27 protein-coding genes and 2 pseudogenes are annotated in these 25,548 nt (G+C 62.3%); 24 read left to right on the top strand and 5 right to left on the bottom strand.

The genetic code is table 11. The annotated features are described in order from the left end of the window. Window positions 1-74: 74 nt before the first annotated feature. Both AMK00_RS13510 and AMK00_RS32575 read right to left on the bottom strand, forming a co-directional pair. Window positions 75-1,007 (bottom strand): hypothetical protein, encoded by a 933-nt coding sequence (locus AMK00_RS13510; protein ID WP_064810673.1) that lies wholly within the window; start codon window positions 1,005-1,007, stop codon window positions 75-77. A gap of 260 nt (window positions 1,008-1,267) precedes the next feature. Then, window positions 1,268-1,441, bottom strand: a complete 174-nt coding sequence (locus tag AMK00_RS32575) for a hypothetical protein (protein WP_088395674.1) — start codon at window positions 1,439-1,441, stop codon at window positions 1,268-1,270. A 105-nt stretch (window positions 1,442-1,546) separates the two neighbouring features. Between AMK00_RS32575 and AMK00_RS13505 the strand changes: the two genes are divergently transcribed. The 3 genes from AMK00_RS13505 to AMK00_RS13495 are packed head-to-tail and all read left to right on the top strand — an operon-like array spanning window position 1,547 to window position 2,440. Beyond that, entirely contained in the window at window positions 1,547-1,972 is a 426-nt protein-coding gene (locus tag AMK00_RS13505; RefSeq protein WP_064810672.1) for a DUF1772 domain-containing protein, read from the top strand. A 56-nt stretch (window positions 1,973-2,028) separates the two neighbouring features. Next, window positions 2,029-2,229, top strand: a complete 201-nt coding sequence (locus tag AMK00_RS13500) for a hypothetical protein (protein ID WP_064803441.1) — start codon at window positions 2,029-2,031, stop codon at window positions 2,227-2,229. A gap of 1 nt (window position 2,230) precedes the next feature. Continuing rightward, a complete protein-coding gene (locus AMK00_RS13495; RefSeq protein ID WP_064803439.1) occupies window positions 2,231-2,440 on the top strand; it encodes a hypothetical protein in 210 nt (69 codons plus the stop codon). 301 nt (window positions 2,441-2,741) lie between these two features. On the opposite strand, the gene AMK00_RS13490 is transcribed toward AMK00_RS13495, so the two are convergent. Then, window positions 2,742-3,632 (bottom strand): SDR family oxidoreductase, encoded by an 891-nt coding sequence (locus AMK00_RS13490; protein WP_064810671.1) that lies wholly within the window; start codon window positions 3,630-3,632, stop codon window positions 2,742-2,744. Between the two features lie 90 nt (window positions 3,633-3,722). Between AMK00_RS13490 and AMK00_RS13485 the strand changes: the two genes are divergently transcribed. Then, window positions 3,723-4,547 (top strand): helix-turn-helix transcriptional regulator, encoded by an 825-nt coding sequence (locus tag AMK00_RS13485; protein ID WP_064803435.1) that lies wholly within the window; start codon window positions 3,723-3,725, stop codon window positions 4,545-4,547. 203 nt (window positions 4,548-4,750) lie between these two features. On the opposite strand, the gene ftsZ is transcribed toward AMK00_RS13485, so the two are convergent. Beyond that, the gene (ftsZ, locus tag AMK00_RS13480; protein WP_064811719.1) at window positions 4,751-5,773 is read right to left on the bottom strand and encodes a cell division protein FtsZ; all 1,023 of its coding nucleotides are present in this window, start codon (window positions 5,771-5,773) and stop codon (window positions 4,751-4,753) included. A 304-nt stretch (window positions 5,774-6,077) separates the two neighbouring features. Between ftsZ and AMK00_RS13475 the strand changes: the two genes are divergently transcribed. Beyond that, window positions 6,078-6,470: a hypothetical protein gene (locus tag AMK00_RS13475; protein WP_064810670.1), complete on the top strand. Its 393-nt coding sequence runs from the start codon at window positions 6,078-6,080 to the stop codon at window positions 6,468-6,470. 98 nt (window positions 6,471-6,568) lie between these two features. Here the strand turns inward: AMK00_RS13475 and AMK00_RS13470 are convergent, their stop codons facing one another. Further along, window positions 6,569-7,099 carry a 2'-5' RNA ligase family protein gene (locus tag AMK00_RS13470; RefSeq protein WP_064810669.1) on the bottom strand — a complete coding sequence of 177 codons (531 nt, stop codon included), beginning with the start codon at window positions 7,097-7,099 and terminating at the stop codon, window positions 6,569-6,571. A 166-nt stretch (window positions 7,100-7,265) separates the two neighbouring features. Here AMK00_RS13470 and AMK00_RS13465 point away from each other — a divergent pair, with 166 nt between their 5' ends. The 19 genes and pseudogenes from AMK00_RS13465 to AMK00_RS13385 all read left to right on the top strand — a co-directional run bounded on the left by AMK00_RS13465 (window position 7,266) and on the right by AMK00_RS13385 (window position 25,051). After that, entirely contained in the window at window positions 7,266-7,640 is a 375-nt protein-coding gene (locus AMK00_RS13465; protein ID WP_064810668.1) for a VOC family protein, read from the top strand. A 44-nt stretch (window positions 7,641-7,684) separates the two neighbouring features. Then, window positions 7,685-7,826 (top strand): annotated as a pseudogene (locus tag AMK00_RS33025) (cupin domain-containing protein); the annotation flags it as partial. Beyond that, a pseudogene (locus tag AMK00_RS30805) lies at window positions 7,827-7,925 on the top strand (DsrE family protein); the annotation flags it as partial. It abuts the pseudogene before it with no gap. Between the two features lie 114 nt (window positions 7,926-8,039). Further along, entirely contained in the window at window positions 8,040-9,320 is a 1,281-nt protein-coding gene (gene blh / locus AMK00_RS13460; protein ID WP_064810667.1) for a bifunctional sulfur transferase/dioxygenase Blh, read from the top strand. A gap of 105 nt (window positions 9,321-9,425) precedes the next feature. Next, on the top strand, window positions 9,426-9,989 hold the full coding sequence (locus tag AMK00_RS13455; RefSeq protein WP_064803423.1) for a hypothetical protein: 564 nt from the start codon (window positions 9,426-9,428) through the stop codon (window positions 9,987-9,989). Between the two features lie 154 nt (window positions 9,990-10,143). After that, entirely contained in the window at window positions 10,144-11,067 is a 924-nt protein-coding gene (locus tag AMK00_RS13450; RefSeq protein ID WP_064810666.1) for an MYG1 family protein, read from the top strand. A gap of 233 nt (window positions 11,068-11,300) precedes the next feature. Then, on the top strand, window positions 11,301-11,690 hold the full coding sequence (locus tag AMK00_RS13445; RefSeq protein WP_189636968.1) for a c-type cytochrome: 390 nt from the start codon (window positions 11,301-11,303) through the stop codon (window positions 11,688-11,690). A gap of 141 nt (window positions 11,691-11,831) precedes the next feature. Then, on the top strand, window positions 11,832-12,650 hold the full coding sequence (locus tag AMK00_RS13440; protein WP_064803420.1) for a cytochrome c oxidase subunit II: 819 nt from the start codon (window positions 11,832-11,834) through the stop codon (window positions 12,648-12,650). A 68-nt stretch (window positions 12,651-12,718) separates the two neighbouring features. Continuing rightward, a complete protein-coding gene (gene ctaD, locus AMK00_RS13435) occupies window positions 12,719-14,497 on the top strand; it encodes a cytochrome c oxidase subunit I (RefSeq protein WP_064803418.1) in 1,779 nt (592 codons plus the stop codon). Further along, window positions 14,494-15,207 carry a cytochrome c oxidase subunit 3 gene (locus AMK00_RS13430; protein WP_064810665.1) on the top strand — a complete coding sequence of 238 codons (714 nt, stop codon included), beginning with the start codon at window positions 14,494-14,496 and terminating at the stop codon, window positions 15,205-15,207. The genes ctaD and AMK00_RS13430 overlap by 4 nt, the downstream gene beginning before the upstream one ends. 11 nt (window positions 15,208-15,218) lie before the next feature. Then, entirely contained in the window at window positions 15,219-15,938 is a 720-nt protein-coding gene (locus AMK00_RS13425) for a heme-copper oxidase subunit III family protein (protein WP_064810664.1), read from the top strand. A gap of 7 nt (window positions 15,939-15,945) precedes the next feature. Then, on the top strand, window positions 15,946-16,311 hold the full coding sequence (locus AMK00_RS13420; protein ID WP_064803412.1) for a cytochrome C oxidase subunit IV family protein: 366 nt from the start codon (window positions 15,946-15,948) through the stop codon (window positions 16,309-16,311). 112 nt (window positions 16,312-16,423) lie between these two features. Beyond that, window positions 16,424-17,005, top strand: a complete 582-nt coding sequence (locus AMK00_RS13415) for a dienelactone hydrolase family protein (protein WP_064810663.1) — start codon at window positions 16,424-16,426, stop codon at window positions 17,003-17,005. 144 nt (window positions 17,006-17,149) lie between these two features. Further along, the gene (locus tag AMK00_RS13410; protein ID WP_064810662.1) at window positions 17,150-18,157 is read left to right on the top strand and encodes a helix-turn-helix domain-containing protein; all 1,008 of its coding nucleotides are present in this window, start codon (window positions 17,150-17,152) and stop codon (window positions 18,155-18,157) included. A gap of 414 nt (window positions 18,158-18,571) precedes the next feature. Beyond that, entirely contained in the window at window positions 18,572-19,747 is a 1,176-nt protein-coding gene (locus tag AMK00_RS13405; protein WP_237350399.1) for an efflux RND transporter periplasmic adaptor subunit, read from the top strand. Between the two features lie 354 nt (window positions 19,748-20,101). Further along, complete coding sequence (locus AMK00_RS13400; RefSeq protein WP_064810660.1) at window positions 20,102-20,806, top strand: ABC transporter ATP-binding protein; 705 nt, start codon at window positions 20,102-20,104, stop codon at window positions 20,804-20,806. Next, window positions 20,803-21,942, top strand: coding sequence for an ABC transporter permease (locus tag AMK00_RS13395; protein ID WP_064810659.1), 1,140 nt, complete (start codon window positions 20,803-20,805; stop codon window positions 21,940-21,942). The genes AMK00_RS13400 and AMK00_RS13395 overlap by 4 nt, the downstream gene beginning before the upstream one ends. A 4-nt stretch (window positions 21,943-21,946) precedes the next feature. Next, entirely contained in the window at window positions 21,947-23,167 is a 1,221-nt protein-coding gene (locus AMK00_RS13390; protein WP_064810658.1) for an ABC transporter permease, read from the top strand. 387 nt (window positions 23,168-23,554) lie between these two features. Beyond that, window positions 23,555-25,051 (top strand): right-handed parallel beta-helix repeat-containing protein, encoded by a 1,497-nt coding sequence (locus tag AMK00_RS13385; protein ID WP_064803398.1) that lies wholly within the window; start codon window positions 23,555-23,557, stop codon window positions 25,049-25,051. The last annotated feature ends 497 nt before the right edge of the window (window positions 25,052-25,548 follow it).

The following is a 25,548-nucleotide window of genomic DNA, read 5'->3' as shown; positions in this document are numbered from 1 at the left end:
CCTTGTTTGGCTTCGTTGTAGAAAGCCGATCCGGAGCTAGAAGTTTCATGACATGTCGATGAAATGATCAGGCTCTAAAGCCTGATCCCGCGCTTCGCCAGCGCTTGGCGCGCCGCCGTCGCCCCCCAGTCCTCGTCAGGGTCGCGGCCTTCGATCTCAGCTTCGGCGACCGGTGTCGCGCGGATCAGCGGCACAGAGCCGAAGGGCAAGCCGTCGATGCGGCTGGGGTCGCAGCTCAGGATGATGCGGGTTAGCGGCGCGTAATCCTCCGTCAGCCGGCAGAAGAGGATGGCGCCGTGCTTTTCAACGTCACGGGCAACGTGGTGGCCGTCAGCGACGAGATCGCCGAGATTGATCAGGAGATTTGCCCAGTTTGCCATTCCCGTCGAATCCAGAGTCGCGGGATCGAATTCCATGAAGAGCTCGCATTCGACGCCATTTTCAGGCTCGGAGATACCCGCCCAGGGAGTGGAGAGGCCGTCGGTAGCGAGGATGAGCTTTTCCGGCGCATCGACGGCAAGCACACGGCGGTGCGGGCCGAACCATTTCGTCTGGTTATGGACGTTGGCCGTTTCGCGCTCGGCAGCGAAGCCCTCCCGCACGCCGCCGCGGGTCTGCCAGAAGGCGCGCCGCGCGGCCGTGGCCGCCTCATAGACCGGGTCCTCGGGCCCGCGCGGAACGATCGATTGATCATAGGTGGTGTCGATGGTGAGCTCGCCGCGCATGAAGGGAAGCTTCGCCTTCTTCCAGCGGATCACCACCTTGTTGAAGCGGTGCGATGCGGCCGCATCGAGCTTCTCGATCACATCCTCGATAATATCAAGCGGCTTGGTCGATTCCTCGCTGACAAGGTTTCCTCCGGCATCGCGATAGCCGCCCGTGCGTGAGGAATGCCCGGCCTGCATGGTGGTGGCGATCCACTCGCCACTGACGGCGCCCGCCGGCGCCGCCTTGCCGAGAACCGGAGTGAGCTCCCGGATCGCGTCGTCAATCGAATAGGATGCCACGTCGCCCCTCCGCTTTAGTCCCGCTATGGTCCGCTAGCCGTCCGCGAAAGTTAGGGCAGGGGCGTTTCCGTTCAAGGTAGCCCGGGAAGGTGCTCTCCGCCCTTCGGGCTGGGCGTCTCTTCACGGTCGTTACGATACGCTGTTACTTTTGGCGAAGATTAAACAGGGGCGGAGGAAGGGGCGAGCCGCGGAGGTGCCCCACAGCGCGCCCTTTCGCAATTATCCCATCACCGCAAACGCGATAGGAAAGGCGTCCCGCCTCAATTACGCCCATCGTTCGGCCTTGCCTTGGCGCTGTCGTTGGTGGTGTCAGACGCTGTTTTTCCGTCTGGTTGCTGGCCGAAATAGGTGCCGCCGAGGTGGCCGCCGGCGCTGGTGTTCCTGACCTGCTGTTCGGCGCGTTTTTGAAGTTCACGAACGTTGGTCTTGCTCATGTTCGGCTCCTTTTTTTAAGGTTTACGACCTTTCACCAACCGATGGGAGCCGACACGGTTCCATATTTTCGGGGAACCCTTCGTCCGGCTGTCGGTTCCTCAGACATGAGATTTTTTGCCGTCATCATCACGGGCTTAGCGGTCTTGGCGCCTGCCGCCCACCTTCTCTCGCTCCCAAACAAGATCGGCATGGGGAAGGCGGATTATTTTATCGCTCAGCGGGCCTATGCCGGATGGTGGATGGTCGGCCTCATGCTGCCGCTCGCTTTTCTCGCGAATATCGGCAACGCCGCGGCCCTCAGAGCCGATGGAGCGGCCATGGTGCTGTCGATCGCTGCCGCCGTGCTGATCGTGGTCAACCTCCTCATCTTTATGATCTTCACCCGGCCGGCCAATGCGGCGACGAAGAACTGGACCGTGCAGCCGGAACATTGGGAGAGCCTGCGCCGCCAGTGGGAGTATTCGCATGCCGCCAATGCCGCGGTCACCTTCCTCGCGTTCTGTTGCGCCACGCTCGCCTCGATCCGGTAATACCGGAACACTTCGCCATCTTTCCGGTTTTCCCTACTCAACAAGGAGAAACGAAGATGGGCATGACGACACCCAAGGACGGAGCCCCCGGCACGACCGACCAGTCCCCCCGCTGGGAAGGACCGAAGGGCAATAGGCCGCGCGGTTATCTCAAAGCCAAGGACGATCCAGACAAAAACCGCGACGCCAATGGCGAAAACAATCGCGATCCCGAAATGAACGACATTTCCGACGCGATGAAGCAGAAAGGCGAATGACATGGCCAATCCCGAAAAAGACGCGGCCGGCCAGTTCGCCAAATCCCGGGCCGACCGCAAAGCCAGCGGTGTGGCGAGCGCCAAGCCGACCGTGATCACCGGCTCCGAGGACGCCACGGTGAACAAGCACCCGCCCGGCAAGAAGAAGCCCGAGAAGGACTGGGACATCAACTACGATCCCGCCGATATGAATGAGGGGCGGATGCGCTGAGGCGCCCGCCGCGTCCTTCGAGGCCCCTGCGGGGTACCTCAGGCTGAGGCTCACTTGGATGGCGCGGCGCCCGCCAATGCCGCCTCATTTGACGTGGTGTCCCCAGCGCCTCCTACCGGTGCGGCGTTCTCCACGGCTCCCTATCCTGAGGTGCGTAGGCGGAAGGAGGACGCGCTTCAACATTGCTTCTTGCATCCATCCACCGCCAGCCCACCCGCCCGTCCATCGGGGCCTCTTCGGGTCACTTCAGGATGAAGCTCTCGTGAGCGTTGGCGCGATATCTCTCCCCCTCAGGCTTAAGCTACCCACCGAAATAGGCCGGGTGGTCGATATCGGCAAGCAGACCGGCCTCCGTCGGCTGCCAGCCGAGAAGGGCGCGGGTGTGAGCGCTGGAGGTCGGCACGTCGAAGCCGGCAAACATGGCGAACCATCCGAAATGCTCCGCCGCCTCTTCCCGCGACAGCGAGACGGCCGGCACGTTGAGCCGCCGGCCGATGAGTTCGGCAATCTCCCGGAACCGTACGCCCTCTTCTGCGACCGCCAGGAAGGGACCGCCCACGGCGCCGCGCTCCAGCGCCAGGCGGTAGACGCGGGCCGCATCGCGCCGGTGCACGGCCGGCCAGCGGTTGCCCCCGTCGCCTATAAAGGCGGAGACGCCTTTCTGCCGGGCCGTCTCGATGAGGATCGGCACGAAGCCGTGATCGCCATGGCCGTGCACGGATGGCGGCAGCCGGACGGTGGAGGCGCGCACGCCGCGGGCCACAAGCGACACCGCAGTGATTTCGGAGGCGCGGGGATAGGTGTGCGTCGTCGGCATCGGCGGGTCCTTCTCCGTGCCGATGCGGCCCGGCGCATGGCCGAGTCCCGCAGTGACCAGTAGCGGTCGGTTGGAGCCGCGGAGGGCTTCGCCGAGCGCCTCGATGGCGCGCCGGTCGGCGGCGCAATTCTCGGCGAATCTCGAGAAGTCATGGTTGAACGCGGTGTGAATGACACCGTCGGCCTCGGCCGCGGCGCGCTTCAAACCCTCCAGGTCGTCGAGCGTGCCGCGCTGGACCTCGGCGCCGGCGGCCGCCAATTCGGCCGCTCCCTTGTCCGAACGAGCGAGGCCAAGAACCTGATGGCCGGCGGCGATCAACTCCTTGACGACGGCCGAGCCGACCCAGCCGGTAGCTCCAGTGACGAATACGCGCATGTCGATCTCTCCTGATTTGACGGGACAGATATCGGGCAGGCTGCTATCATGGTAAAGTAGTGACCTTATCATGGTATAATGGCTAACAGGATGAGCGAATTCGTCACCTCCGAGAACCGGCTGGGCGCTTACCTCAAGGACCGACGCGCCAGGCTTGATCCCGCCGCCCTTGGCTTTGCCGGCGAGCGCCGCCGCACGCCGGGGCTGCGTCGCGAGGAGGTGGCGAGCCGCGCCAATATCAGCCCGACCTGGTACACCTGGCTGGAGCAGGGCCGCGGCGGCGCGCCGTCCGCTGATGTGCTCGACCGGATCTCGCGGGCGCTGATCCTGACCGATATCGAACGCGAACACCTCTTCCTCATCGGTCTCGGCCGCCCGCCGGAGGTGCGCTATCGCAAGGACGAAGGCGTCACGCCGCGGCTGCAGGGCGTGCTCGACGCGCTCGATCCATGCCCGGCGCTGATCCGCACCGCGATCTGGGATGTCGTCGCCTGGAACCGGGCGGCGACCGTGCTGCTCACCGATTACGGCGCGCTGCCGCCCGAAGAGCGCAACGTACTGCGCTTCATTTTCCTCGATCCGCGTGTGCGCGCCGCCCAATATGACTGGGAAAGCGTAGCCCGCTTCGTCGTCGCCGCCTTCCGGGTGGATGCGGCGCGCGCCGGTGCCGCCGCCGAGGTGGAGCCGCTGGTCAACGAACTCTGCCGCAAGAGCCCGGAATTCCTGGCCATGTGGCGCGACAACGACGTGCGGACCCACGGCGAGGGCGCCAAGCACATCAAGCACCCAGTGCTCGGGCTGCTCTCTTTCGAATATTCGGCCTTTCAGGTGGACGGTCGGCCGGATTTGAGCATGGTGGTGTATAATCCGGCGACGGCGGAGGATGCGGCGAGGATCAGGAGTTTGCTGGGGTGACGGGTTATCCGCGTTATTTACCAGCCAGCTAAATTGGTTCACCGCTATCGGGAATTTTTCACCTATTAGCCGCCTTGGGCATGCTCTTCGTGCCATTGGCCTTCACAGGCCGAGTACCGACGTTGCCCCGCCCATTCCCCACTGGCAGGGCAACGTTTATCCGGCAGCCCCGCCATGAGCGAGCCGTGGTAACAGCGACCGTATTACTGCAGCGTGCGCGTCTGAATCGGTTCGGCGGGCGCGTGAGAAGGGGACGCGGATAGAGCGTTTCCTTCCAGGCCGGTCGCCACCACCGAGACGCGGAATTTGCCGTCGAGGCTGCGGTCGAAAATCGCGCCGACGACGATATCGGCGTCGTCCTGCACTTCGTCGCGAATGCGGCTTGCCGCTTCGTCCACTTCGAACAGGGTCATATCCGAGCCGCCGGAGATCGAGATCAGCACGCCTTTGGCGCCCTTCATCGAGATATCGTCCAGAAGCGGGTTTGCGATTGCCGCTTCCGCCGCCTTCATCGCCCGGCTTTCGCCGGCGGCTTCACCGGTGCCCATCATGGCGCGGCCCATGCCCTGCATGACCGACTTCACGTCGGCGAAATCAAGATTGATCAGACCTTCCTTGACGATGAGATCGGTGATGCAGCCGACGCCGGCAAAGAGCACGCGGTCGGCCGTCATGAAGGCATCGGCGAAGGTGGTTTTCGCATCGGCGATGCGGAAGAGATTCTGATTGGGAATGACGATAACGGTGTCGGCGGCCTGACGAAGCGCCTCGATGCCAGCCTCCGCCGTCCGCATGCGGCGATTGCCCTCGAAGGTAAACGGCTTGGTGACGACGCCAACGGTCAGGATGCCGGCCGCACGTGCGGCGCGCGCGATGACCGGAGCTGCGCCCGTGCCCGTTCCTCCGCCCATGCCGGCGGTGACGAAACACATGTGTGATCCTGCCAGGTGATCCATGATCTCGTCGAGCGATTCTTCCGCCGCCGCATGTCCGATTTCCGGCAGGGAACCGGCGCCGAGGCCCTCCGTCACATTCGCGCCGAGCTGGATGCGGCGCGATGCCTTGGAGGTGGCGAGAACCTGGGCATCGGTGTTTGCGGCGACGAATTCGACGCCTGCCAGTTTCTCCGCGATCATATTGTTGATCGCATTGCCGCCGCCGCCGCCGACGCCAATCACGGTGATTTGCGGCCGCAGCCCGGTAATGCCGCTCTTGGCGTCCGTCATCGTCTTCTCCTTCGATATCTCGTTTCCGCACGCCCTCGTCGCGGACAGCGAATCGGCGTTGAGCATAGTCGCGCAACAAGGCAGAGGCGAGGCGAAAGAAGCGCTGGCGCCCTGAGCGGCACGAAGTTCTGGTCAGCTCTGCGTCGGCAAATTCGAAGCGGTGGGCAAGCGCATGGCGCTTCCTCTCGCAGCACGGCGTCAAACGTAGCCGCGCTGCTGATTTCGATCACAAGCGCCTACGGGGCGTGAACTAAAGCCGCGCCGCGGTGTTTAAGGCATGCGTCTTCTCTGAAAGGAACATCCCATGCAAAGACTCTTGCTATCCGGTCTTGCCCTTGCAGCATCGGCCACCACCGTCTTCGCCCAACAACCGCCCGCCCCACCCGCCGGCGAGCCACCCGCAGCGAACGAGCCTGCATCGCCACCCCCGCCTGCGCCTGATGATGAGAGGATGATGCGTCACGGGCCGGATGAGCAGTCCCGAGACCGCCCCGACTACCGGTGGCACGGCTCGAGAGGCGACATGGGCTTCCGTCACTACCGCGATCATCGCCTGCCGCCGCTGTCCAAGGCGGCCCGTTTTCAGATCGAGGATGGAAATACCCGGATCGACCTGAAATGCGCTGAGGACGAACCGACGAAGGTTTGCGCCGATCTGTTGCTCCAGGTGATGGATCGCCTGCAGGGCCGGGATTGACTTCACGCAGCCGCGCTTGGCAAACGCGTTATGACCCATCCCTGCCCGCGTTCTTTTGAGAGGCGCGGGCTTCGCCAAAGCGCCGGCACTGTCCACGATCACTGCGACGCCAGTCCGATTTCGCTCAGGACTTCGACGGGCGGAAATCTCACGCAGTCTGCGGCATCGAGAGTCACCCGGAATTTCATCCGGTTCCGATTCGCCCAGTTGATCGCCGCCTGCGATTTTGCCTTCGGGATTTTGGTGGCGATCGTGCAATGCGGCACCCAATTGCGCGGCCGATAGTGCTCGTGACAGTGGACGGGATCGATTTCCCAGTGAAGCGCCGCATGCAGCTGGAAGAGGCGCTCGTCGTGGTTCGGCCGCGCCCATAAGACCAGGAATTCGTTCTCAAAGTAACCGATCCCTGAAAAACTTAACGTTACGGCAGGGGGGATGCGGAAAACACGCTCGGCTGCCTCTGCCAACCGGTCGACCGCAATCTCCTGATAAACGGCGAGGGTGATATGAGGCGGGTAGTTCATAGCCCGCATCGAAGCCGTCTCTTCGAATGTTGCGGCTTCATCCCAGAGCTTGAAAACCGGCGAGGCGGTGTCGTTCAGACATTTGAGGCTGATCGCGTAAGGCATTAGCGCATATCCGGTCCCTTCCCGCAGACCATAAACCGACGGAACATTCGATGTCGAGCGGCAGCAAGGACTGATTGCGGCCGGTTCGCATTGCCATCGGGAGATGCGCGTGAGAGGCTCGAAGGGAGAGCATCAATCATGACAGGAACGGAATGGGAGAGATGAGATGATCGATCACATCACCATCGCTGTGAGTGACCTCGAGAAGAGCAAGGCATTCTACGAAAGCGCTCTCGAGCCCCTTGGCTATCGCCGCGCCTTCGGCAAGGAGGGCGTGTTCTGGGCCTTCGATGTCGGTGGCAGCCTCTTCGAGATCCAGCGCACCGACGACCAGCCACCGCTCACGCGTCTGCGCGTCGCTTTCCGGGTGCGAGACAGGACGGAGGTCGCGGCCTTTTATCAGGCGGCCCTTCTGGCCGGAGCGCGGGATAACGGCGCGCCCGGTCCGAGACCGGAATACGCCGGAAACTATTATGCCTGCTTCGTCCTCGATCGCGATGGATACAATATCGAGGCAATGATCAACGAACGACCGGCGTAAGGACGTCAGCCTCATCAGATGTCGCCGTAGGGGTAGGTAGATATATCGAGTTCAAAAATGCCGTCGTTTCTTGGCTGGCGGGGAGCGGATTGCGAAGACGCCGTTCGGCGCGAGAATCGTCATCCGTGCCACGGCCGTCGAGACCGGTGGCGCATTCGGCCTGTGGAAACCTTCACGCCGCCGGGAGGTTACGCGCATGACGATCTTCTCGACGGCGTCGTCATCGTCGGCGCCAGTGCCATGCATGCGGAGATCAAGCAAGGGGCGGCGACGCTGTCGTTTTGAAGGGCCGGGCGAGCGCGAGAGCAGGCGCCTCTATTCTTGCGCTCGGCAATATACTTGTGAGATTGTACCGCTATACGTGCGATACTGCGTGATCAGGGCGGCGCGGAGGCTTCGATGATGCCCGTGAGGGTCAATGAGCGGCTATCGGTGGCGGGGCAGCCCGATCCAGCCGATTTTGCCGATTTCGCCAAGGAGGGCTTCGCCGCCGTCATCAACGCCAGGCCCGACGGCGAGGAGGCGGGCCAGCCAGGCAATGCTGCAGAAAAGATTTCCGCTGCCGCCGCCGGACTTTCCTACAGTTTCGTGCCGGTGAACGGCAATGAGATTACCGAGGCCGATATCCGCGCCTTTCAGGCGGCCATGGCTGAGGCGAAGGGACCGGTCTTCGCCCATTGCAAGAGCGGCACGCGGGCATTGACGCTCTATGCGCTGGGCGAGGTGCTCGACGGGCGGATGAAGCCGGCGGATGTCCAGACCTTCGGCGAAGGCCTCGGCTTCGATCTTGCCGGCGCACGCCGCTGGCTCGAAAAAGCGGCAAGCCGGCGGCTTCAGGTGAGGGCCTTTTTCGAGCCCCGCACCTGCAGCGTGCAATATGTCGTTTCAGATCCGGTGACGAAACGCTGTGCCATCATCGATCCGGTGCTCGATTTCGACGAGATGTCGGGCGCGACGGGAACGGTGAACGCCGATGCCATCCTTGCTTACATCGAGAGCGAACGGATGACGGTCGAGTGGATCCTCGACACGCATCCGCATGCCGATCACTTCTCCGCCGCCCATTATCTCAACGAAAGGACTGGCGCGCCGACGGCGATCGGCGTCCATGTCACCGATGTGCAGAGGCTTTGGAAGGAGATCTATAACTGGCCGGCGCACGCGACCGACGGCTCGCAGTGGGACCGGCTGTTTGCCGACGGCGACACGTTTGAAATCGGCGGTCTTACCGCCCGTGTGATGTTTTCGCCCGGCCATACGCTGGCATCGGTGACCTATGTGGTCGGCGATGCCGCCTTCGTGCACGATACGATGTTCACGCCGGATTCGGGGACTGCGCGCGCGGATTTTCCGGGCGGCAGTGCGGCCGCCCTCTGGCACTCGATCCAGGCGATCCTGTCGCTGCCCGAGGAGACCCGCCTCTTTTCCGGTCACGATTATCAGCCCGGCGGTCGTCACCCGCGCTGGGAAAGCACGGTCGCAGCCCAAAAGCGCGCCAATCCGCATATTGCAGGCATGGACGAGGCCGGCTTCGTGGCGTTGCGTCAAGCGCGCGACCGTACGCTGCCCAAGCCGAAGCTGATGCTGCATGCGCTGCAGGTCAACATCCGCGGCGGCCGGCTGCCGGAACCAGAGGAGAACGGCCGCCGGTATCTGAAGATCCCGCTGGATGCCTTGTGACGGAGGCGGCGAGGTGGCGACGGCCGTCATGAACTCGTTGGCCTTTTTCCCGGACTGGCCTATGATTTCCCGGAATGTATGCGTCCGGTCGAACGGAGTTTAGACATGCTCGAACGAAAGCAGCTTCCTTTGCGCCCGGCATCTCCCGGTTTCGCCGTCGCCTGGGTCACGGTCATTGCTGGCGCCAGCGTCGCTCTCAGCCTGTTTTTTGCCTGCGTCACGCCTTTCGTTGCCCTGGCGGCAGTCTCGGCGGTCGTTCTTCCCCGGAAGATGGCGATAATGGCGGTGCTGCTCGCCTGGCTTGCCAACCAGACGGTCGGATATCTCATACTCGACTATCCCCAGACCTTCGACAGCTTTGCCTGGGGGCTGACGATCGGTATCGCCGCATTTGCATCGCTTGTGGCATCACTCGGCGCGGTTCGCCGTAAGGCCAGCCTTGCCGCCACCATGGCCGGCGCCTTTATTACCGGGTTCGTTGCGTATGAAGCCGTGCTCTTTGCAGCGACGGTAGTGCTTCCGTCCGGCGATGGCGCGTTCTCGGCAGCCGTCGTCGCCGAGGTTCTTTTGATCAATTCTCTCGCCGTGATCGGGCTGATCTGCCTGCACATCGGCGCAGCGGCGGGCCGCGCGCTCGTTGCAGCACAGCCGGGACCGGCGCTGCCTTAGGCCTTTGCCTCCACACATATCGTTTCAAAGCTGCCCGGTCGCCTTCCGACACTATGCAGAATGCGCGAAGGCGGGTTGAGATAGCGGCCGGCAACGGCTATCTCGTTCAGACCCGCAAGCGGTTCTCCGCCAAACCACAAGGCGCATAGCTTCGATGAGCCCCGAATTCCTCGTTACCCATTCCGGTGGTTTCCATGCCGACGAGCTGCTGTCGAGCGTCATTCTGACGCGGCTTTTCCCGCAGGCGCGTCTGATCCGCAGCCGGGCGCCGGAATGGATCACACCAGCCCCGGACCGGATCATCTATGATGTCGGAGGAGCCTATGATCCTGCCGCCGGCATATTCGATCATCATCAGCGCGGCGCGCCGCTGCGCGACGATGGCCAGCCCTACAGCTCGTTCGGCCTGATCTGGAAACATTATGGCCGCGAATACCTCGCAGCTGCCGGTCTTCCCGATCATCATGTCGAGGCCCTGCACACGGCTTTCGACACCGGTTTCGTGCTGCCGATCGACATGACCGACAATGGTGCGCTCAGCCCCTCTGGCCCTTTGGCTGGCCTGGCGCTGCCGGCGCTGCTCGAGACCTTGAAACCGGTATTCGATGCGGAGGAACCCGAGGCTGACGATCGTGCCTTCCATGCGGCGCTGGCCATTGCCCGCAGTTTCATCGATGCCGGGATCGCCCAGAGGGCCGCGAAACTGCGGGCCGAGGCGATCGTGTATCGGGCGATCGAGGCTGCTGGGCAGGGGCGCATTCTGGAATTGCCGCGAGGGATGCCCTTCCGTCCCGCCATCGTCAAGGCCGGCGCCGATCACCTGCTGTTCGTCGTCCACCCGCGCGAAAAGGATTGGTGCGTGACCGGCATTCGTCGTGGCGACGACGGCTTCGAGCTCCGGGCCGATCTGCCGGCAGCCTGGGCCGGCCTTACCAATAGTGAGTTGGAGGCGGTCTGCGGCGTCGAGGGCGCGAGCTTCTGCCATAACGGCCGCTTCATCGCTGCCGCCAAAACCCGCGACGCGGCGCTTGCCATGGCCGAATTGGCGGTGCAAGAGGCGCTTTCGATCGGAGTATAAGTTGGATGGCGCGGCGCCATTCTCCAGCAGATCACCGTATGCCGGCCGGGTTTCGGATCCGGTATTGGGTCGGGGCCGCAGGCTATCGGTTTGCGCCTAGGTGGCAGCAATCGTGGAAGCGATTGACTTGCATCCGCAAAGGACTAACTTTAATCCATGGCAACCACCACCACCGCGCGAATGATGGCCGAGGGTGAGAGTGGCTGGCGACCTTGAGGAGGATGGGGTTTGCCGTGGATTACCGTGTTATTCTGCTGATCGCCGCATCCGTCATTGCCCTTTTCCCTTTCGACGCTGGAGCGCAGGAGGGGGATGCGACGGCCGGCGCCACCGTTTTCAAGAAATGTGCCACCTGTCATGTCGCCGAGTCCGATACCAACAAGGTGGGGCCGTCACTGAACAAGCTGTTCGGCCGGACGGCCGGAACGCATCCTGATTTTGCTTATTCTGCGGCGATGAAGGCGGCCGGCGAGGGTGGTCTCGTCTGGGACGAGGCGACGTTGCGCGACTATCTGCACAATCCGAAAGCCAAGGTGAAGGGCACCAAGATGGCCTTCGCAGGAGTGAAGGATGACCAGGAGATCACCAATCTCATCGCCTATCTCAAACAATATTCCCAATGAAGGCAATACTCCAAATGACCGGTTGCCGGCGGAGGCGCATGCCTAAATCGCCGTAATTGCCGACATTTTCTATTTGTGCGATAATAAACTCGACGCGTTTGGAGTGCGGTTTCACGGTCGGTCGGTCCAGGAGGGGCGGAAATGGCTGTTGTGCTGGTTCTCGTCTTGGTTGTCGTTGGCTCCGTGCTGTTCCATGTGCTGAGCCCATGGTGGTGGACGCCGATCGCGTCCAACTGGAGCTATATCGACAACACGCTCGTCATCACCTTCTGGATCACCGGCATCGTCTTCGTGGCGGTGGTTTCCTTCATGGCCTATTGCGTCTTCCGCTTCCGCCACAGACCGGGCAATCGAGCGCATTATGAACCTGAAAATCGCAGGCTGGAATTGCTTCTGGCCTCGGGAACGGCGGTTGGCGTCGCGGCGATGCTGGCGCCCGGCCTGATCGTCTGGAACCAGTTCATCACAGTACCCGCCGATGCCGCATCCGTCGAAGTAGTCAGTCAGCAGTGGCTGTGGAGCTTCCGCCTGCCGGGTGCGGACGGAAAGCTCGGCCGTGCCGAGACGCGTGACGTCACTTCCGACAATCCGCTGGGCCTCGACAAAAATGATGCAAACGGCCTCGATGACATCATCGTCGAAGGCGGCGAGCTTCATCTGCCGATCGGCAAGCCCGTGCACATATTGCTGCGCTCCGTCGATGTGCTCCATGATTTCTACGTGCCGGAGTTCCGCGCCAAGATGGATATGATCCCAGGCATGGTCACCTATTTCTGGCTGACACCGACGCGCACGGGCACGTTCGAGATCCTCTGTGCGGAACTTTGCGGCGTCGGTCATCCGCAGATGCGCGGCACCGTCATTGTCGACAGCGACGCGGACTATCAGACCTGGCTCGGGCAGCAGCAGACATTCACCCAGCTGACGGCGTCATCGGGAGAGCCGCCGCCGGCGAACTGAACTGGCCGCAAGACGGCCGGAGGCCGCAGGGCCGGTTTAACCAACCGGCGGGTATAGGAGGAGATATCATGGTCGAGATTCCGTCCGGCAGCGCAGGTGTCATCCCGACCGCCGAAGTCGAGGATGTCGAGCTTTATCATCCGCACAGCTGGTGGACTAAATATGTGTTCAGCCAGGACGCCAAGATCATTGCCGTCCAATATTCGCTGACCGCCATCTCGATCGGCCTGGTGGCGCTGGTGCTCTCCTGGCTAATGCGCATTCAGCTCGCCTTTCCCGGCTATTTCGCCTTCATCGATGCCGATCACTATTATCAGTTTATCACCATGCACGGCATGATCATGGTGATCTATCTGCTCACCGCGCTCTTCCTCGGCGGCTTCGGCAATTACCTCATTCCGCTGATGGTCGGCGCCCGCGACATGGTGTTTCCCTATGCAAACATGCTGAGCTACTGGATCTATCTGCTTGCAGTGCTGATCCTCGTCGCCGGCTTTTTCGCGCCCGGCGGCCCGACAGGGGCCGGCTGGACGCTTTATCCGCCGCAATCCGTTTTGTCAGGCACACCAGGCGGCAAGGACTGGGGTATCCTGCTGATGCTCACCTCGCTTATCGTCTTCATCATCGGCTTCACCATGGGCGGCCTGAACTATGTGGTGACAGTGCTGCAGGGCCGCGCCCGCGGCATGACGCTGATGCGGATGCCGCTCACCGTCTGGGGCATCTTCACCGCGACCGTCATGGCACTCTTGGCCTTTCCGGCCCTCTTCGTCGCCTGTGTCATGATGCTGTTCGACCGCGTGCTCGGCACCAGCTTTTTCATGCCCGCGATCGTCGAGATGGGCACGCAGCTGCAGCATGGTGGCGGCAGCCCGATCCTGTTCCAGCATCTGTTCTGGTTCTTCGGGCATCCGGAGGTCTATATCGTCGCGCTGCCGGCCTTCGGCATCGTCTCGGATCTGATCAGCACGCACGCGCGTAAGAACATCTTCGGCTACCGGATGATGGTCTGGGCGATCGTCATCATCGGGGGCTTGAGTTTCGTCGTCTGGGCGCACCACATGTATGTCAGCGGCATGCACCCGGCCTTCGGCTTCTTCTTCGCCACCACGACGCTGATCATCGCCATCCCGACGGCGATCAAAGTCTACAACTGGGTGCTGACGCTGTGGCGCGGCGATATCCATCTGACGCTGCCGATGCTCTTTGCGCTCGCCTTCATCGTCACCTTCGTCAATGGCGGCCTGACCGGCCTCTTCCTCGGCAATGTCGTCGTCGACGTGCCGCTGTCGGATACGATGTTCGTCGTCGCGCATTTTCACATGGTCATGGGGGTTGCGCCGATCCTTGTTATCTTCGGGGCGATCTATCACTGGTATCCGAAGGTGACGGGACGCCTGCTGGACGAGACACTCGGCCATATCCACTTCTGGATCACCTTCCTCGGCACCTATGCGATCTTCTTTCCGATGCATTATCTAGGCCTGCTCGGTGTGCCGCGCCGGTACTTCGAGATGGGAGAAACGGCCTTCGTGCCACCGTCGGCCCACACGCTGAATATCTTCATCACCGTCATGGCGCTCGTGGTCGGGGCCGGGCAGATGGTCTTCCTGTTCAATCTGGTCTGGAGCCTCTTCCGGGGCAGGGAGGCAGGCGGCAATCCTTGGCGGGCGACGACGCTCGAATGGCAGACGCCGCAGACGCCGCCCCCACACGGTAACTGGGGCAGGGATCTGCCCGTCGTCTACCGCTGGGCCTATGATTATAGCGTGCCCGGGGCGGCCGAAGATTTCATTCCGCAGAATGTGCCGGCAAGCGACGGCGTGACGCGAGAGGTCCCGGCATGAGCGTCGTGCTGATCTTCCTCGCCGCCATCGCCGCCATCATGATCTGGTGGCTGGCCGGGCAGCGGCTGACCTCGAAGCCCTGGCTGGAAACCGGCTCGGTGCAGCTGCCGGACCATCATGGTGTAGACCGGCCGCCCGTGCCTGCGGTGAAAATCGGCCTCTTCGTGTTTCTCGGCGTCGTCGGCGCCGTCTTCAGCCTTGCCGTCAGCGCCTATTTCATGCGCGCGGCATCGGCGGACTGGTGGGGGATGCCGGTTCCGCGGCTGCTCTGGGTGAACACCGCGGCACTGGCCTTGAGCAGCGCCGCGCTGCAATGGGCCAAACGTGAAGCACAGCATGGCCGCATAGAAAGCCTGCGGCCGGCGCTTGCGACAGGACTTGCGCTTGCCGTCTTCTTTCTCGCCGGGCAGATCCAGGCATGGCGGGAACTGACGGTGGCCGGCTACGTACTGGCCGACAATCCCGCCAACAGCTTCTTCTATATGCTCACCGGCCTGCACGGGCTGCATATTTTGGGCGGGCTTGCCGTCCTCGCGCATACGACGGTCAAGGCGTTCGCAGCCGATGCCGCGCCGGAGAGACTGCGGCTCAGCGTCGACCTTTCGGCCATCTATTCGCATTTCATGCTCGCCGTCTGGCTTTTGCTCTTCGCGCTCTTTGCCGGCTGGGCGAATGATTTCGTCGATCTCTGCCGCACGTTGATAAGCTAGGGGATTTGCAGATGGCACACTCTGTCCAGACACACGGCGAGGCAGACCTCAGGCCCGCGGGCCTTCGCGGAGTCGCGGCCGATTTCAGCTCGGATCAGCGCGCCTTCAAGACCGCCTCCTGGGGCAAGGCGATGATGTGGATTTTTCTGCTCAGCGACACCTTCGTCTTCGGCTGTTTCCTGATCGCCTATATGACTGCCCGCATGTCGACGCCCGTCGCCTGGCCCAATCCGAGCGAGGTCTTCGCGCTGCATATCGGCGGCCAGGATGTGCCGCTGATCCTGATCGCGATCATGACCTTCGTGCTGATCTCCAGCAGCGGCACCATGGCGATGGCGGTCAATTTCGGCTATCGGCGCGACCGCCGGGTGACCGCGATACTGATGCTGCTGACGGCACTTCTTGGCGCAACCTTCGTCAGCATGCAGGCTTTCGAATGGACGAAGCTGATCACCGAAGGCGTGCGCCCCTGGGAGAACCCGTGGGGGGCAGCCCAGTTCGGATCTACCTTCTTCATGATCACCGGCTTCCACGGCACCCACGTCACGATCGGCGTCATCTTCCTGCTCATCATCGCCCGAAAGGTCTGGCGGGGCGATTTCGACGTGGAACGGCGCGGTTTTTTTACCAGCCGGAAAGGCCGCTACGAAGCCGTCGAGATCATGGGCCTCTACTGGCACTTCGTCGACCTGGTCTGGGTCTTCATCTTCGCGTTTTTCTATCTGTGGTGAGGTCGTCATGAGCGAGACAACGGCGCATGCCCAAACCCAAACGGTGCATGCACAAGCACACACTGGACAGCAGCATCCGATCCGGCTCTATCTCTTCGTCTGGGGCTTGCTCTTCGTGCTCAGCGCCTTTTCCTACCTTGTCGATTATTTCGGCATTCAGGGTTATCTCAGATGGACGCTGATCCTTCTGTTCATGATGCTGAAGGCCGGGCTGATCGTCGCGGTCTTCATGCATATGGCCTGGGAGCGGCTGGCACTCGTCTACGCCATCCTGATGCCGCCGGTGCTGGTGCTGGTCTTCGTGGCACTGATGGTATCGGAATCGCAATATACGATTGTTACGCGGCTCGCCTTTTTCGGAGCGGCCCCTTAAATATTGTCATCGGGGGGCCGAGCGCGACGCCTGAGATGACTGCCGCAGGCCCAGTCTGAACTCCTCTGAACTTTCTTATCGAGCGGGCCAACACCTCGACGGGAGACGTCTTATGGCTGAGATCTTGCTGTTTCATCACGCACAAGGGTTGACCCCTGGAGTGCGTGCCTTCGCAGACGACATCAGGGCGGCGGGCCACATCGTCCACACGCCCGATCTGTTCGACGGACGCACGTTCGATCGCATCGAGAAGGGTCTCGCTTATGTCGGCGAGATCGGATTCGACGCCATCAGGGAACATGGCGTCCGGCTCGCCGACGAACTGCCTCCCGAACTGGTCTATGCCGGCTTCTCATTTGGGGTGCTGCCAGCGCAGAAGCTGGCACAAACGCGGCCTGGAGCCTGCGGGGCTCTGCTTTTCCATTCCTGCCTGCCGATCAGCGGCGAGTGGGCCTTCGGACCCTGGCCGGAGGGCGTTCCGGTCCAGATCCATGGCATGGACAACGATCCGATCTTCGTCGGCGAGGGTGACATCGATGCCGCTCGCGAGATTGTAGCGAAGGTCGCGGACGCGGAGCTTTTCCTCTATCCCGGCGACCAGCACTACTTCGCCGACAGCTCGCTTCCGACATATGACTCGGATGCGACCGCTCTGCTCACTGCCCGCGTGCTTGCGTTTCTGGAGCGCGTCTGATCCGGCGTTCATGGCTCGCTCGAACCCCGCGGCCGCCAATCCAAAAATTCCCACATAAGATATGTCCTAAAACATGATGGAGGTCGCGCCGGGCGGTGGACTCGGTGATGATGGCGCCGTTCGTCATTCCGATCTTGGAGTCCCATGATCTTCATTCCGCTTCCCTTCGTCGTTGCTCTCCTGCTGCTCATCCTCTTTGCCACTGTTCTCAGGCGCGATGAGGAGGTGGCGCCGAATCTGCCTTTTCTGGCACTGATCCTGGTCTCGGCGCTGCAATCCGCGCTTTCCGGCCTGCGTTGGGGCTATGGCGTGCAGGGGGTGGGGCTGGTTGCGCCCGTGATTGCAGCAGTGGTGCCGCCGCTTGCCTATGCCGGGGTTTCCAGGCTGGTGAGGACGAGCCGGCGGTCGCTTGCTGCGCGGATCGGGCTGCATGCCGTGCCCGCTATCCTTATCCTGCTGCTGGTAACCTTCTGGCGGGACGCGATCGACGTGGCGCTGGTGCTCGTCTTTGTCGGCTACGCCGTGGCGATCCTGCTATTGATGCGCCCGGGGGCGGACGCGTTGCGGCTCGCGCCCTTCGAAGGCGCCGTGCCGGCATATCGGGCAATCATCTTCACGGCAGCCGCGCTTTGTCTCTCGGCCGCTGTCGATACTTTCGTCTTCCTCGATTTCATCTCGGCGCATAGCGAGCGGGCGCTGGCGCTGATCAGCGTGGGAAATCTCGCCGCCCTCGTTATTCTCGGCATTGCTGCGGCAGCCGCCAGCCGCAGCCGGGTGCCGCCGGAAATAACAGAGGTAGCGCCGAGGTCAGATACCAGCGAGGACAAGGAGACGATCGCGATGGTCGACGCGCTGATGGAGGCAAAAGAGCTCTATCGCGACGCCAATCTCAATCTCGAACGGCTCGCCCGCAAGGCCGGAATCCCCGCCCGCCAGATCTCGGCGGCGATCAACCGGACGATGGACAAGAACGTCTCGCAATATGTCAACGACTACAGAATCGGCGAGGCCTGCCGCCTGCTTTCCGCCACCGAAAAATCGGTAACCGAGGTGATGTTCGAGGTCGGCTTCCAGACGAAGTCGAACTTCAATCGGGAGTTCCGGCGCGTGACCGATATGACGCCGGTGACTTGGCGGCAGAGGAAGAGGTGAGGTGCGGGGCCCACCGGGCTTGCTCTTCTGTAGGACTCGCCATCGATTGTTGTGGCGGGCGTGCCGTGGGACACCCCCCTCTGCCCTACCGGGCATCTCCCCCACAAGGGGGGAGATTGGCTGGGCGAGATAGCTTCCTCAAACAACTAAAGCCCCAAAAATAACGAAAGCATTGTAATTGTCGATGCCGTTTGAGAGGGACCGATGGTCAAGCTCTTGCCGATCTCCACCCTTGTGGGGGAGATGCCCGGCAGGGCAGAGGGGGGTGCCACACGGCAATACAGTTGTTGGGTGAGGCGCGCATGCGCAGTCACGGCCGCCAATAGTGCAGCCACCACGTACACAATCGCGATCGAGGCATGCCTGAAAGATGTTCCAGGTCGCGGTTTTTTCGCCGGCGGCCATTCTGTCGGCATGAACACGACATCGGAACATGAACGACACCTTGCCGCCAGGCTCAGATCGCTGTCGGTCGAGCCCACGGTCTTCGAGATTGAGCCGCCGGAGCGGAGAGCCCGGCGGCGGGGAGTATCGGCGATGCTGGCCCTTGCGGGGGTGGTGTCGCTGGCGGTGGCTCTTCTTTATCGGCCGGATGCGCTGGAGCGGATCGCTACCCTTACAAAGTTTATGGGCGGTGAGGCAGTTCTATCGGCTGGTGGAGCGGCGTTGCCAATCACGGCTTTGCCTGAGAACGCGGCGATTGACGACGCCACGCCAACTCCGGGCATCGTCGCACCGAACCGGGGTACGCCAAGCCGCGAGATCACGGGCTCCGGTTATGTCGTGGCGCCCGACATCGCCACCGTTTTTTCCAAATATGAGGGGCGGATCGTCGCCATCGAGGTCGAGGCGGGCGATCCGGTCATTGCTGGCCAAGTGCTCGTTCGGCTTGATGATGCCGGTGCACGCTTCGCGCTCCGAGGCGCTTATATAGCGGGGCGGGCGGCGGAGCTGGCGCTGGAGGCTGGGAATATTGCGCTCGTCCAGGCGCGGTCTTCGCTGGATCGTGCAGAGCGGCTGGCTGGGCGCGACGCTATGTCGGCCGAGGCGCTGGAGGCGGCGCGCACCGCCTTCGATACGGCCGGGAATGCCGCGGCACAGGCAAGGCAGGATCTCGAAAAAGCGAAGCTCGATATCGACAGGGCGCGCGAGCAGATGGAGGCGCTGACCGTGCGGGCGCCGATTTCCGGCACCGTGACGCGGCTTGATGCGCATGTCGGCGACACCGTGCTGTCTCGCGAGGATAGCGTGCGGGAGAACGAAAGCCTGCTTGCCATCACCGATACTGCAAGTCTGGTCATCGATGCCGATGTGGCCGAAGTCAATATGGCGCTGCTGCGTCCGGGTCTCAAAGGAGAGGTGGTGCTCGACGGATTCCCCGATAAACCATTCACGGTCGAAGTGGCGAAAATTGCGCCGGTTATTTCCAAGGAGAAGGGCACGGTGACATTGCGCCTGTCGCCCTCTTCGCCGCCACCGGGAATGCGGCCTGCAATGGCGGCGCGCATTCGGCTGGTGGTGGGCGAGGAGGCTCATCACCCGGCCTCGTCCCTCAAGGCTCCGGCCGCTGGCCTGCATATCTCAGGATAAGGGCTGATCGGATCGCGCCGATGGCTGCCCCTCACCCTAACCCTCTCCCCGTTCTGACGGGGAGAGGGGACGTGCCTCGCGTAGTGTGAATGGGCACGGAGAGGTCACGGCATGTCCCCTTCTCGCCGCTCGCGGGGGGAGAAGGTGGCGGCAGCCGGATGAGGGGCGCTGCGGGCCGCACCTTTCTCCAGCCTCATCCAGAGGTGCTCGCGGGCCTCGAAGGACGGGGCTGGTCACGGGGTTCGGCGGATGCAGATGCCTACGTGGGTGAAAAGAAGTGTGCCGGGCGCGGCAGGTCTCTTCTCCGTTTTTCGCGCCGCGACTCCGATGAATAAACAACCAAGGAGCAGAACCATGACCGACACCGCAGAACCCTATATCGCCCTTGCTGGCGTCAGGAAGTCCTTCAGGATCGGAGCGGAGACAATTCCGATCTTTTCCGGGCTCGATCTCTCCATTCCGCGCGGCGATTTCGTTGCTGTCATGGGACCCTCTGGCTCCGGGAAATCGACATTTCTCAACATGCTCGGTGGTATCGACAGCCCGGATGCCGGTGAAATCAGGGTCGGCCGCAGCCGTCTCGAGCAGATGGGCGAAGGAGCAAGGGCGGTCTGGCGGGCACATGCCATGGGCATCGTCTTCCAGTTTTACAATCTGTTGCCGCCGCTGAATGCGGCGGAGAATATCGAGTTGCCGCTGCTGTTGAAGCCGCTCGGCCGCAAGGAGCGGCGGGCTCGCGTCGATACGGTCATGGATCTCGTCGGACTTGCGGGCCGCCAGTGGCAGTTTCCGTCGAGCATGTCGGGCGGGCAGCAGCAGCGCGTCGGCATTGCCCGCGCCATCGTCACCGATCCCGATCTTATTCTTTGCGACGAGCCGACCGGCGATCTCGATCGCAAATCGGCCGATGATATCCTGGAGATACTGAGCTTTCTCAATCGCGAGCTTCAGAAGACCATCATCATGGTCACGCATGATCCCGAGGCCGCTTCCTTTGCCCGGCGCACGCTGCGTCTCAACAAGGGTGAATTCGTCAGCGAGGAAAGGGCGGGCCGATGACCTTCTTCCAGCTCATGCGGCGCAATATCTGGCGCAAGCGGCTGCGCGCCATTTTGCTGATGTTTTCAGTCGGCATCGCCTTCCTGATCTACGGGCTTGCGGCGAGCTTCGTCAGCGGCAGCCAAGGCGCGGCCGGCGCCAGGGACAATCTGCTCGGCGTCTTCAACAAATCGAGCCGCGGGCTGCCGCTGCCGCTTGCTTATCTCAACCGGATCGCGGCCGACGGCGATGTCGCCGCAGTCGCCTATACCGCACGTATGCGGGGCTTCGTCGAGGTTCAAAAGAATGTGGTTGCCGTCAGTGCCGTCGATCCACAGGCGATCGCCGCGGCCAACGGCGACGAGCTCAAACTGACGCCGAAGTTGATCGCGGCTTTGGAAGAGGCCGGTGATCGGGTGCTGGTCGGCAGGGCACTGGCGGAAGCCGAGGGCTGGTCGATCGGCCAGCGCATCGGTTTTACCGGGCAGCTTGCCAGGGCTGACGGCAGCCGCAATTGGAGCTTCACGATCGCGGGTATTTTTGAGGGGGCGGATGCCAGCACCGATACGTATTTCATGCTCACCCGCTACGACGCCCTCAATGCGGCTCGTGCGCGCGACAAGGATACGGTTGACGCTTTCGTGGTACGTCCGCGCCCGGGCGTGTCACCAAGTGTGCTGGCAGCGCGGATCGATGCTCTATTCGCCAATTCGGCGGCGCAGACGAGGACGCAGTCGGAAAAGCAGTTCCTTGAAGCGTTTCTCCGGCAATTCGCTGATATCAGCCTGATCGTGAGCCTCGTCGTGGGGGCGGCCTTCGTCACCATCCTCATGATCGCGGTCAACACTATGCTCTTTGCGGTGAGGGAGCGGCGTTTCGAGATCGGCGTCTTGAAGGTACTCGGCTTTTCCAGTCCGCGGATTCTCGCGCTCATTCTTGGCGAGACACTGTTTATCTTTCTTGTCGGCGGCGCAGGCGGACTTGTTCTCGCCACGCTTGCGACTTTTTCCATCGGACCGGAGTTCGGCCTCGTCTTCGGCACGAGCGTGCTTGCGAAATCTCTCGCCATTATGGCGGGGCTCGGCCTGCTGACCGGACTGCTGCCTGCGGTGATCGCCGTGCGCCTGCCCATCGTCAACGCCTTCAGAACGAGATAACCCAATGTCATCAACGCTCAAGCAGACCTTTCTCATGATCAGAGTCAACCTTGGCAGCCTGCCGCGACGGCTCTGGATCTCGTTGTCGATGGTACTGTCGGTCGCCCTCGTCGTGGCGGTGCTCTCAGGTTTCCTGGCGATGGCGCGCGGCTTCGAGGCCGCGCTCGCCGGCGCCGGCTCGCCTGCTATTGCCGTTATTCTCGGCGGCGGCACCAACCAGGAGACTGGTTCGGAGGTGCCGGCCGAGGCAATCCGCAGCCTTGCGGCCATGAGCGGCGAGACCGGGATCGCGCGCGATGGCGCGGGCAAGCCCGCATTGTCGCGCGAGACCGTCGTTCCCGTCGATGTCAGACAAGGCGAGGGCGTCGAGCAGACGCTGTCGCTCAGAGGCATGGATCCGGCAGGCCCCGGCTTGCGTGAACGCGCGCGGCTTTCGCGTGGGCGGCTGTTTTCGCAAGGCGCGCGCGAGATCGTCGTCGGCGCCCGCATCGCCGACACCTTTCCCGGCTTTGCGGTCGGCGAGACGATCCGGTTCGGCGCACTCGACTGGAGGATCGTCGGGCATTTCACTTCGGGCGGCAGCGCCTTTGAATCCGAGATCTGGGCGGATCTGGAGGTGGTGCAATCGGCTTTCGACCGACAGGGGCAAGTGCAGAGCCTGCGTGTGCGGCTCGACGGCGGAGGCAATCCCGCAAGAGCACTGGCGGCATTGCGTGATCGCCTTTCGGGCTTGCCCGGCGCGCCGCTCGTAATCGTTTCCGAGGCTGATCTCTACGCCGGCCAGGCCGAGCGCACAGAAAGCCTGATCCGCCTGTTCGGCTGGCCGATCGCGCTGCTGATGGCGATTGGTGCGGCGGCGGGCGCCTTGAATACGATGATGAGTTCGGTTTCCGACCGCAGCGTCGAAATCGCGACGCTGCGCCTCCTCGGCTTTGCCCGCCTGCCGGCCTTCGCCGCTACCTGGGTGGAGGCGGTACTCCTGTCGGTGGCCGGCACCGGCCTCGGTGTCTTCGCCTCCAAGCTCGCTTTCGACGGTTGGCAGGCAAGCACCATGGGCGCCAACAATACCAGGATGGCCTTTCAGCTCGACGTCACTCCGGACGTGGTCTTCACCGCCGGCCTGCTGGGCCTTGCCATTGGCATACTCGGCGGCGCCCTGCCGGCGTTTGCCGCCGCGCGGCTGCCGCTGACTTCGGCTTTGCAGGCGAGGGGGAAATGGCGCTGAGATGATCACCCGCCCCATGATTCGAGACGGCCCCTCGGGTCTTCTCACCATGTGGCTGATCGGCATGCGTGGCGCTGTAGCTTGAGCGCAAGCGAGAGCAGAATCACTGCGGTGCAGCCTGAAGGAGAGATATCTGCCGCCCGCCGTTCTCCGATTTATTCGCCTTCAAGTCGCTGGTTTCTCGATTCTAGTTGCAGCTTTTCAGCGCGTTATCGGACCCGGCGCCATTGCCTGTGGAGTAAAGCCCGTAAACCGGTCCGCTGCCGCATTGATAACATCTTCTCGCCTTCTTGCCGTGGACGGTTGCCCCCGCCGCAGGCGATCGGCCGATCCCGGCCGGTCTCAGTGGTGACATAGCGATCCGACGAACAGGGCAACATTGGCGATATGACAATCTACTATGTGAACTCAGCGACTGGCTCCGACCGCAACGATGGGACGAACCAGAACTCGGCTTTTGCGACTTTGTCCAAAGTGGAATCCCTAGCACTGAAACCAGGCGACAGTGTGCTGCTCGCCAAGGGGAGCGTGTTCAACGAACAATTCGATATCAAATATTCCGGCAGCGAGAGCGCGCCGATCAAGATCGGCAGTTACGGGACGGGGGCGGCACCCGTCATCCATAGTGGCGGTGATGGCATTCATAGCCTTTATGCGTCGAACATTGTTATCGAGAACCTCAAGATAACAAATAGCGGTGGTTCTGCCATCTCTGGCGGCAGTGTTTCGAACTGGACGGTTCGCCATGTGGAAGTCGACAAGGCGGGATTGTCGGGTGAAACAGGCGCCATGAATTTCCGCAACAGCAAGAACATCACGATCGAAAGCAGCAAGATTTCGGACGCTAAGGGCGACGGCATCTGGATCGACAAGGTCGAGGGCCTCAAACTTCTCAACAATACGGTGACGAACAGCCACGGCGCCAAGGCCGATGCCGTCCAGGTGAACGACAGCAGCAACATCCTGATCCAAGGCAATCATCTCGACCAGACGCAAGCCGATAGCCCCAAGGGCGTCCTCGTGCTCATCAGGCCGGTGAACGCGGTGGTCGAGGATAATACTCTGAGCGGCGGCGGCTTCGGCATCAGCGCACAAGCGGGCAAGAACGTCGCCATCCGCGACAACGATATATCGGGATTTCACGGTTACAACTGGTCCTTCGCCGTCGGTCTCGGTGATGACGGGAATGCGAGAGACTACGATATTGCGGGCAACCACATCCACGATGGCGCCTGGGGCGTCGTCATTACCGCCCCCGCCGACGCTCCGAGCTATACCCGCACGAATATCAAGGTCCACGACAATGTCTTCGACGACCTCTCGCAGTCGGCGCTGAAGGTCGACAGACCGGCCTCCGGCTCCTTCTCCAACAATACAATCGAGAGCGGCACCAACGCCACCAGCATATCGCCTTCGATCGTCGACGCGCACACCTTCACTGTCAGCAACAACCATACGGTCGCCAATGTCGAGACGGCGCTGGCGAGCCCGGTTGTCACGACTGCCGCAGTCACGGAGGCGTCGGCGGATCCGGCGGTTGTCGCCGTCCACGACAATTTGAAGATTCTCACGGATACGGGCGACGCCCACCGCGGCAATCTCCTCGAAAACGACAGCTCCGATAACGGGACCCTGGTGCTGCGCCGCTTCGGTAACGAAAGCGTCGGCAAGGACGGCCTGACGCTGACCGGCGACTACGGCGTCATCCACGTGGACCGGGAGGGCAACTATGCCTACACGCTCGATGAAACGAAGCTCCCCGACCATGACCATGACGGACATGTGAGCGAGACCTTCAGCTACGGGATCGACGATGGAAACTCGTACCACAGCGACGGCGATACGCTGACCGTCTACCTCCATATGGATAGCTTGCTGAGCTGAGGGCGCGCAGCTGAAACTGAACCAAAGAGAAATCCCGGATAATTTCCGGGGTTTCATGAGCGGCAGCCGGCCGCTTTGCTGCTGCGGGACTGGATTGACGACCAGCCGCGGCCGAATGAACGCAACATTCACCAGAATTGCGCCCTGATCGTGCATCGAGCGGGTACACGGGTCTGGCGTTCTCACCCCGCCCTTGCCTTCGGAACATTGTGCTGTCTCACGATGAACCACAATCGCATTCAAAGTGCACCGGGAACCGGCAAGACTGCGGTCAACATCATTTCAACAGCCCTTGCCCGCAGGCAGTCCGATACCGTTCATTCACCATTTGGTCGTTGTTCGATGGATTATTTTCGTTGAGGTTGTAGCCTTGAGGGTGCCGCCACCGCCAGGCGCTTCTCGGGAACAAGGCAGGCCGATGGGCCTTCGATCGCTGTAGCCGCAGCATTGGGGGCGTTTTCGGCCTTAGTCCCGATCGCATCCGATCCACTCGTTGC

Source organism: Rhizobium sp. N621, assembly GCF_001664325.1.
Taxonomy (GTDB): Bacteria; Pseudomonadota; Alphaproteobacteria; order Rhizobiales; family Rhizobiaceae; genus Rhizobium; species Rhizobium esperanzae.
The sequence above is the reverse complement of the archived record's forward strand: the minus strand, read 5'-3'. Positions and strand labels throughout refer to the sequence as shown.

What these genes read in the sequence shown, in the direction of transcription:
- AMK00_RS32575 (WP_088395674.1), bottom strand. Translation starts at nt 1,441, where the DNA reads ATGAGCAAGACCAACGTTCGTGAACTTCAAAAACGCGCCGAACAGCAG.
- AMK00_RS13505 (WP_064810672.1), top strand. Translation starts at nt 1,547, where the DNA reads ATGAGATTTTTTGCCGTCATCATCACGGGCTTAGCGGTCTTGGCGCCT.
- AMK00_RS13500 (WP_064803441.1), top strand. Translation starts at nt 2,029, where the DNA reads ATGGGCATGACGACACCCAAGGACGGAGCCCCCGGCACGACCGACCAG.
- AMK00_RS13495 (WP_064803439.1), top strand. Translation starts at nt 2,231, where the DNA reads ATGGCCAATCCCGAAAAAGACGCGGCCGGCCAGTTCGCCAAATCCCGG.
- AMK00_RS13490 (WP_064810671.1), bottom strand. Translation starts at nt 3,632, where the DNA reads ATGCGCGTATTCGTCACTGGAGCTACCGGCTGGGTCGGCTCGGCCGTC.
- AMK00_RS13485 (WP_064803435.1), top strand. Translation starts at nt 3,723, where the DNA reads ATGAGCGAATTCGTCACCTCCGAGAACCGGCTGGGCGCTTACCTCAAG.
- ftsZ (WP_064811719.1), bottom strand. Translation starts at nt 5,773, where the DNA reads ATGACGGACGCCAAGAGCGGCATTACCGGGCTGCGGCCGCAAATCACC.
- AMK00_RS13475 (WP_064810670.1), top strand. Translation starts at nt 6,078, where the DNA reads ATGCAAAGACTCTTGCTATCCGGTCTTGCCCTTGCAGCATCGGCCACC.
- AMK00_RS13470 (WP_064810669.1), bottom strand. Translation starts at nt 7,099, where the DNA reads ATGCCTTACGCGATCAGCCTCAAATGTCTGAACGACACCGCCTCGCCG.
- AMK00_RS13465 (WP_064810668.1), top strand. Translation starts at nt 7,266, where the DNA reads ATGATCGATCACATCACCATCGCTGTGAGTGACCTCGAGAAGAGCAAG.
- blh (WP_064810667.1), top strand. Translation starts at nt 8,040, where the DNA reads ATGATGCCCGTGAGGGTCAATGAGCGGCTATCGGTGGCGGGGCAGCCC.
- AMK00_RS13455 (WP_064803423.1), top strand. Translation starts at nt 9,426, where the DNA reads ATGCTCGAACGAAAGCAGCTTCCTTTGCGCCCGGCATCTCCCGGTTTC.
- AMK00_RS13450 (WP_064810666.1), top strand. Translation starts at nt 10,144, where the DNA reads ATGAGCCCCGAATTCCTCGTTACCCATTCCGGTGGTTTCCATGCCGAC.
- AMK00_RS13440 (WP_064803420.1), top strand. Translation starts at nt 11,832, where the DNA reads ATGGCTGTTGTGCTGGTTCTCGTCTTGGTTGTCGTTGGCTCCGTGCTG.
- ctaD (WP_064803418.1), top strand. Translation starts at nt 12,719, where the DNA reads ATGGTCGAGATTCCGTCCGGCAGCGCAGGTGTCATCCCGACCGCCGAA.
- AMK00_RS13430 (WP_064810665.1), top strand. Translation starts at nt 14,494, where the DNA reads ATGAGCGTCGTGCTGATCTTCCTCGCCGCCATCGCCGCCATCATGATC.
- AMK00_RS13425 (WP_064810664.1), top strand. Translation starts at nt 15,219, where the DNA reads ATGGCACACTCTGTCCAGACACACGGCGAGGCAGACCTCAGGCCCGCG.
- AMK00_RS13420 (WP_064803412.1), top strand. Translation starts at nt 15,946, where the DNA reads ATGAGCGAGACAACGGCGCATGCCCAAACCCAAACGGTGCATGCACAA.
- AMK00_RS13415 (WP_064810663.1), top strand. Translation starts at nt 16,424, where the DNA reads ATGGCTGAGATCTTGCTGTTTCATCACGCACAAGGGTTGACCCCTGGA.
- AMK00_RS13410 (WP_064810662.1), top strand. Translation starts at nt 17,150, where the DNA reads ATGATCTTCATTCCGCTTCCCTTCGTCGTTGCTCTCCTGCTGCTCATC.
- AMK00_RS13405 (WP_237350399.1), top strand. Translation starts at nt 18,572, where the DNA reads ATGAACACGACATCGGAACATGAACGACACCTTGCCGCCAGGCTCAGA.
- AMK00_RS13400 (WP_064810660.1), top strand. Translation starts at nt 20,102, where the DNA reads ATGACCGACACCGCAGAACCCTATATCGCCCTTGCTGGCGTCAGGAAG.
- AMK00_RS13395 (WP_064810659.1), top strand. Translation starts at nt 20,803, where the DNA reads ATGACCTTCTTCCAGCTCATGCGGCGCAATATCTGGCGCAAGCGGCTG.
- AMK00_RS13390 (WP_064810658.1), top strand. Translation starts at nt 21,947, where the DNA reads ATGTCATCAACGCTCAAGCAGACCTTTCTCATGATCAGAGTCAACCTT.
- AMK00_RS13385 (WP_064803398.1), top strand. Translation starts at nt 23,555, where the DNA reads ATGACAATCTACTATGTGAACTCAGCGACTGGCTCCGACCGCAACGAT.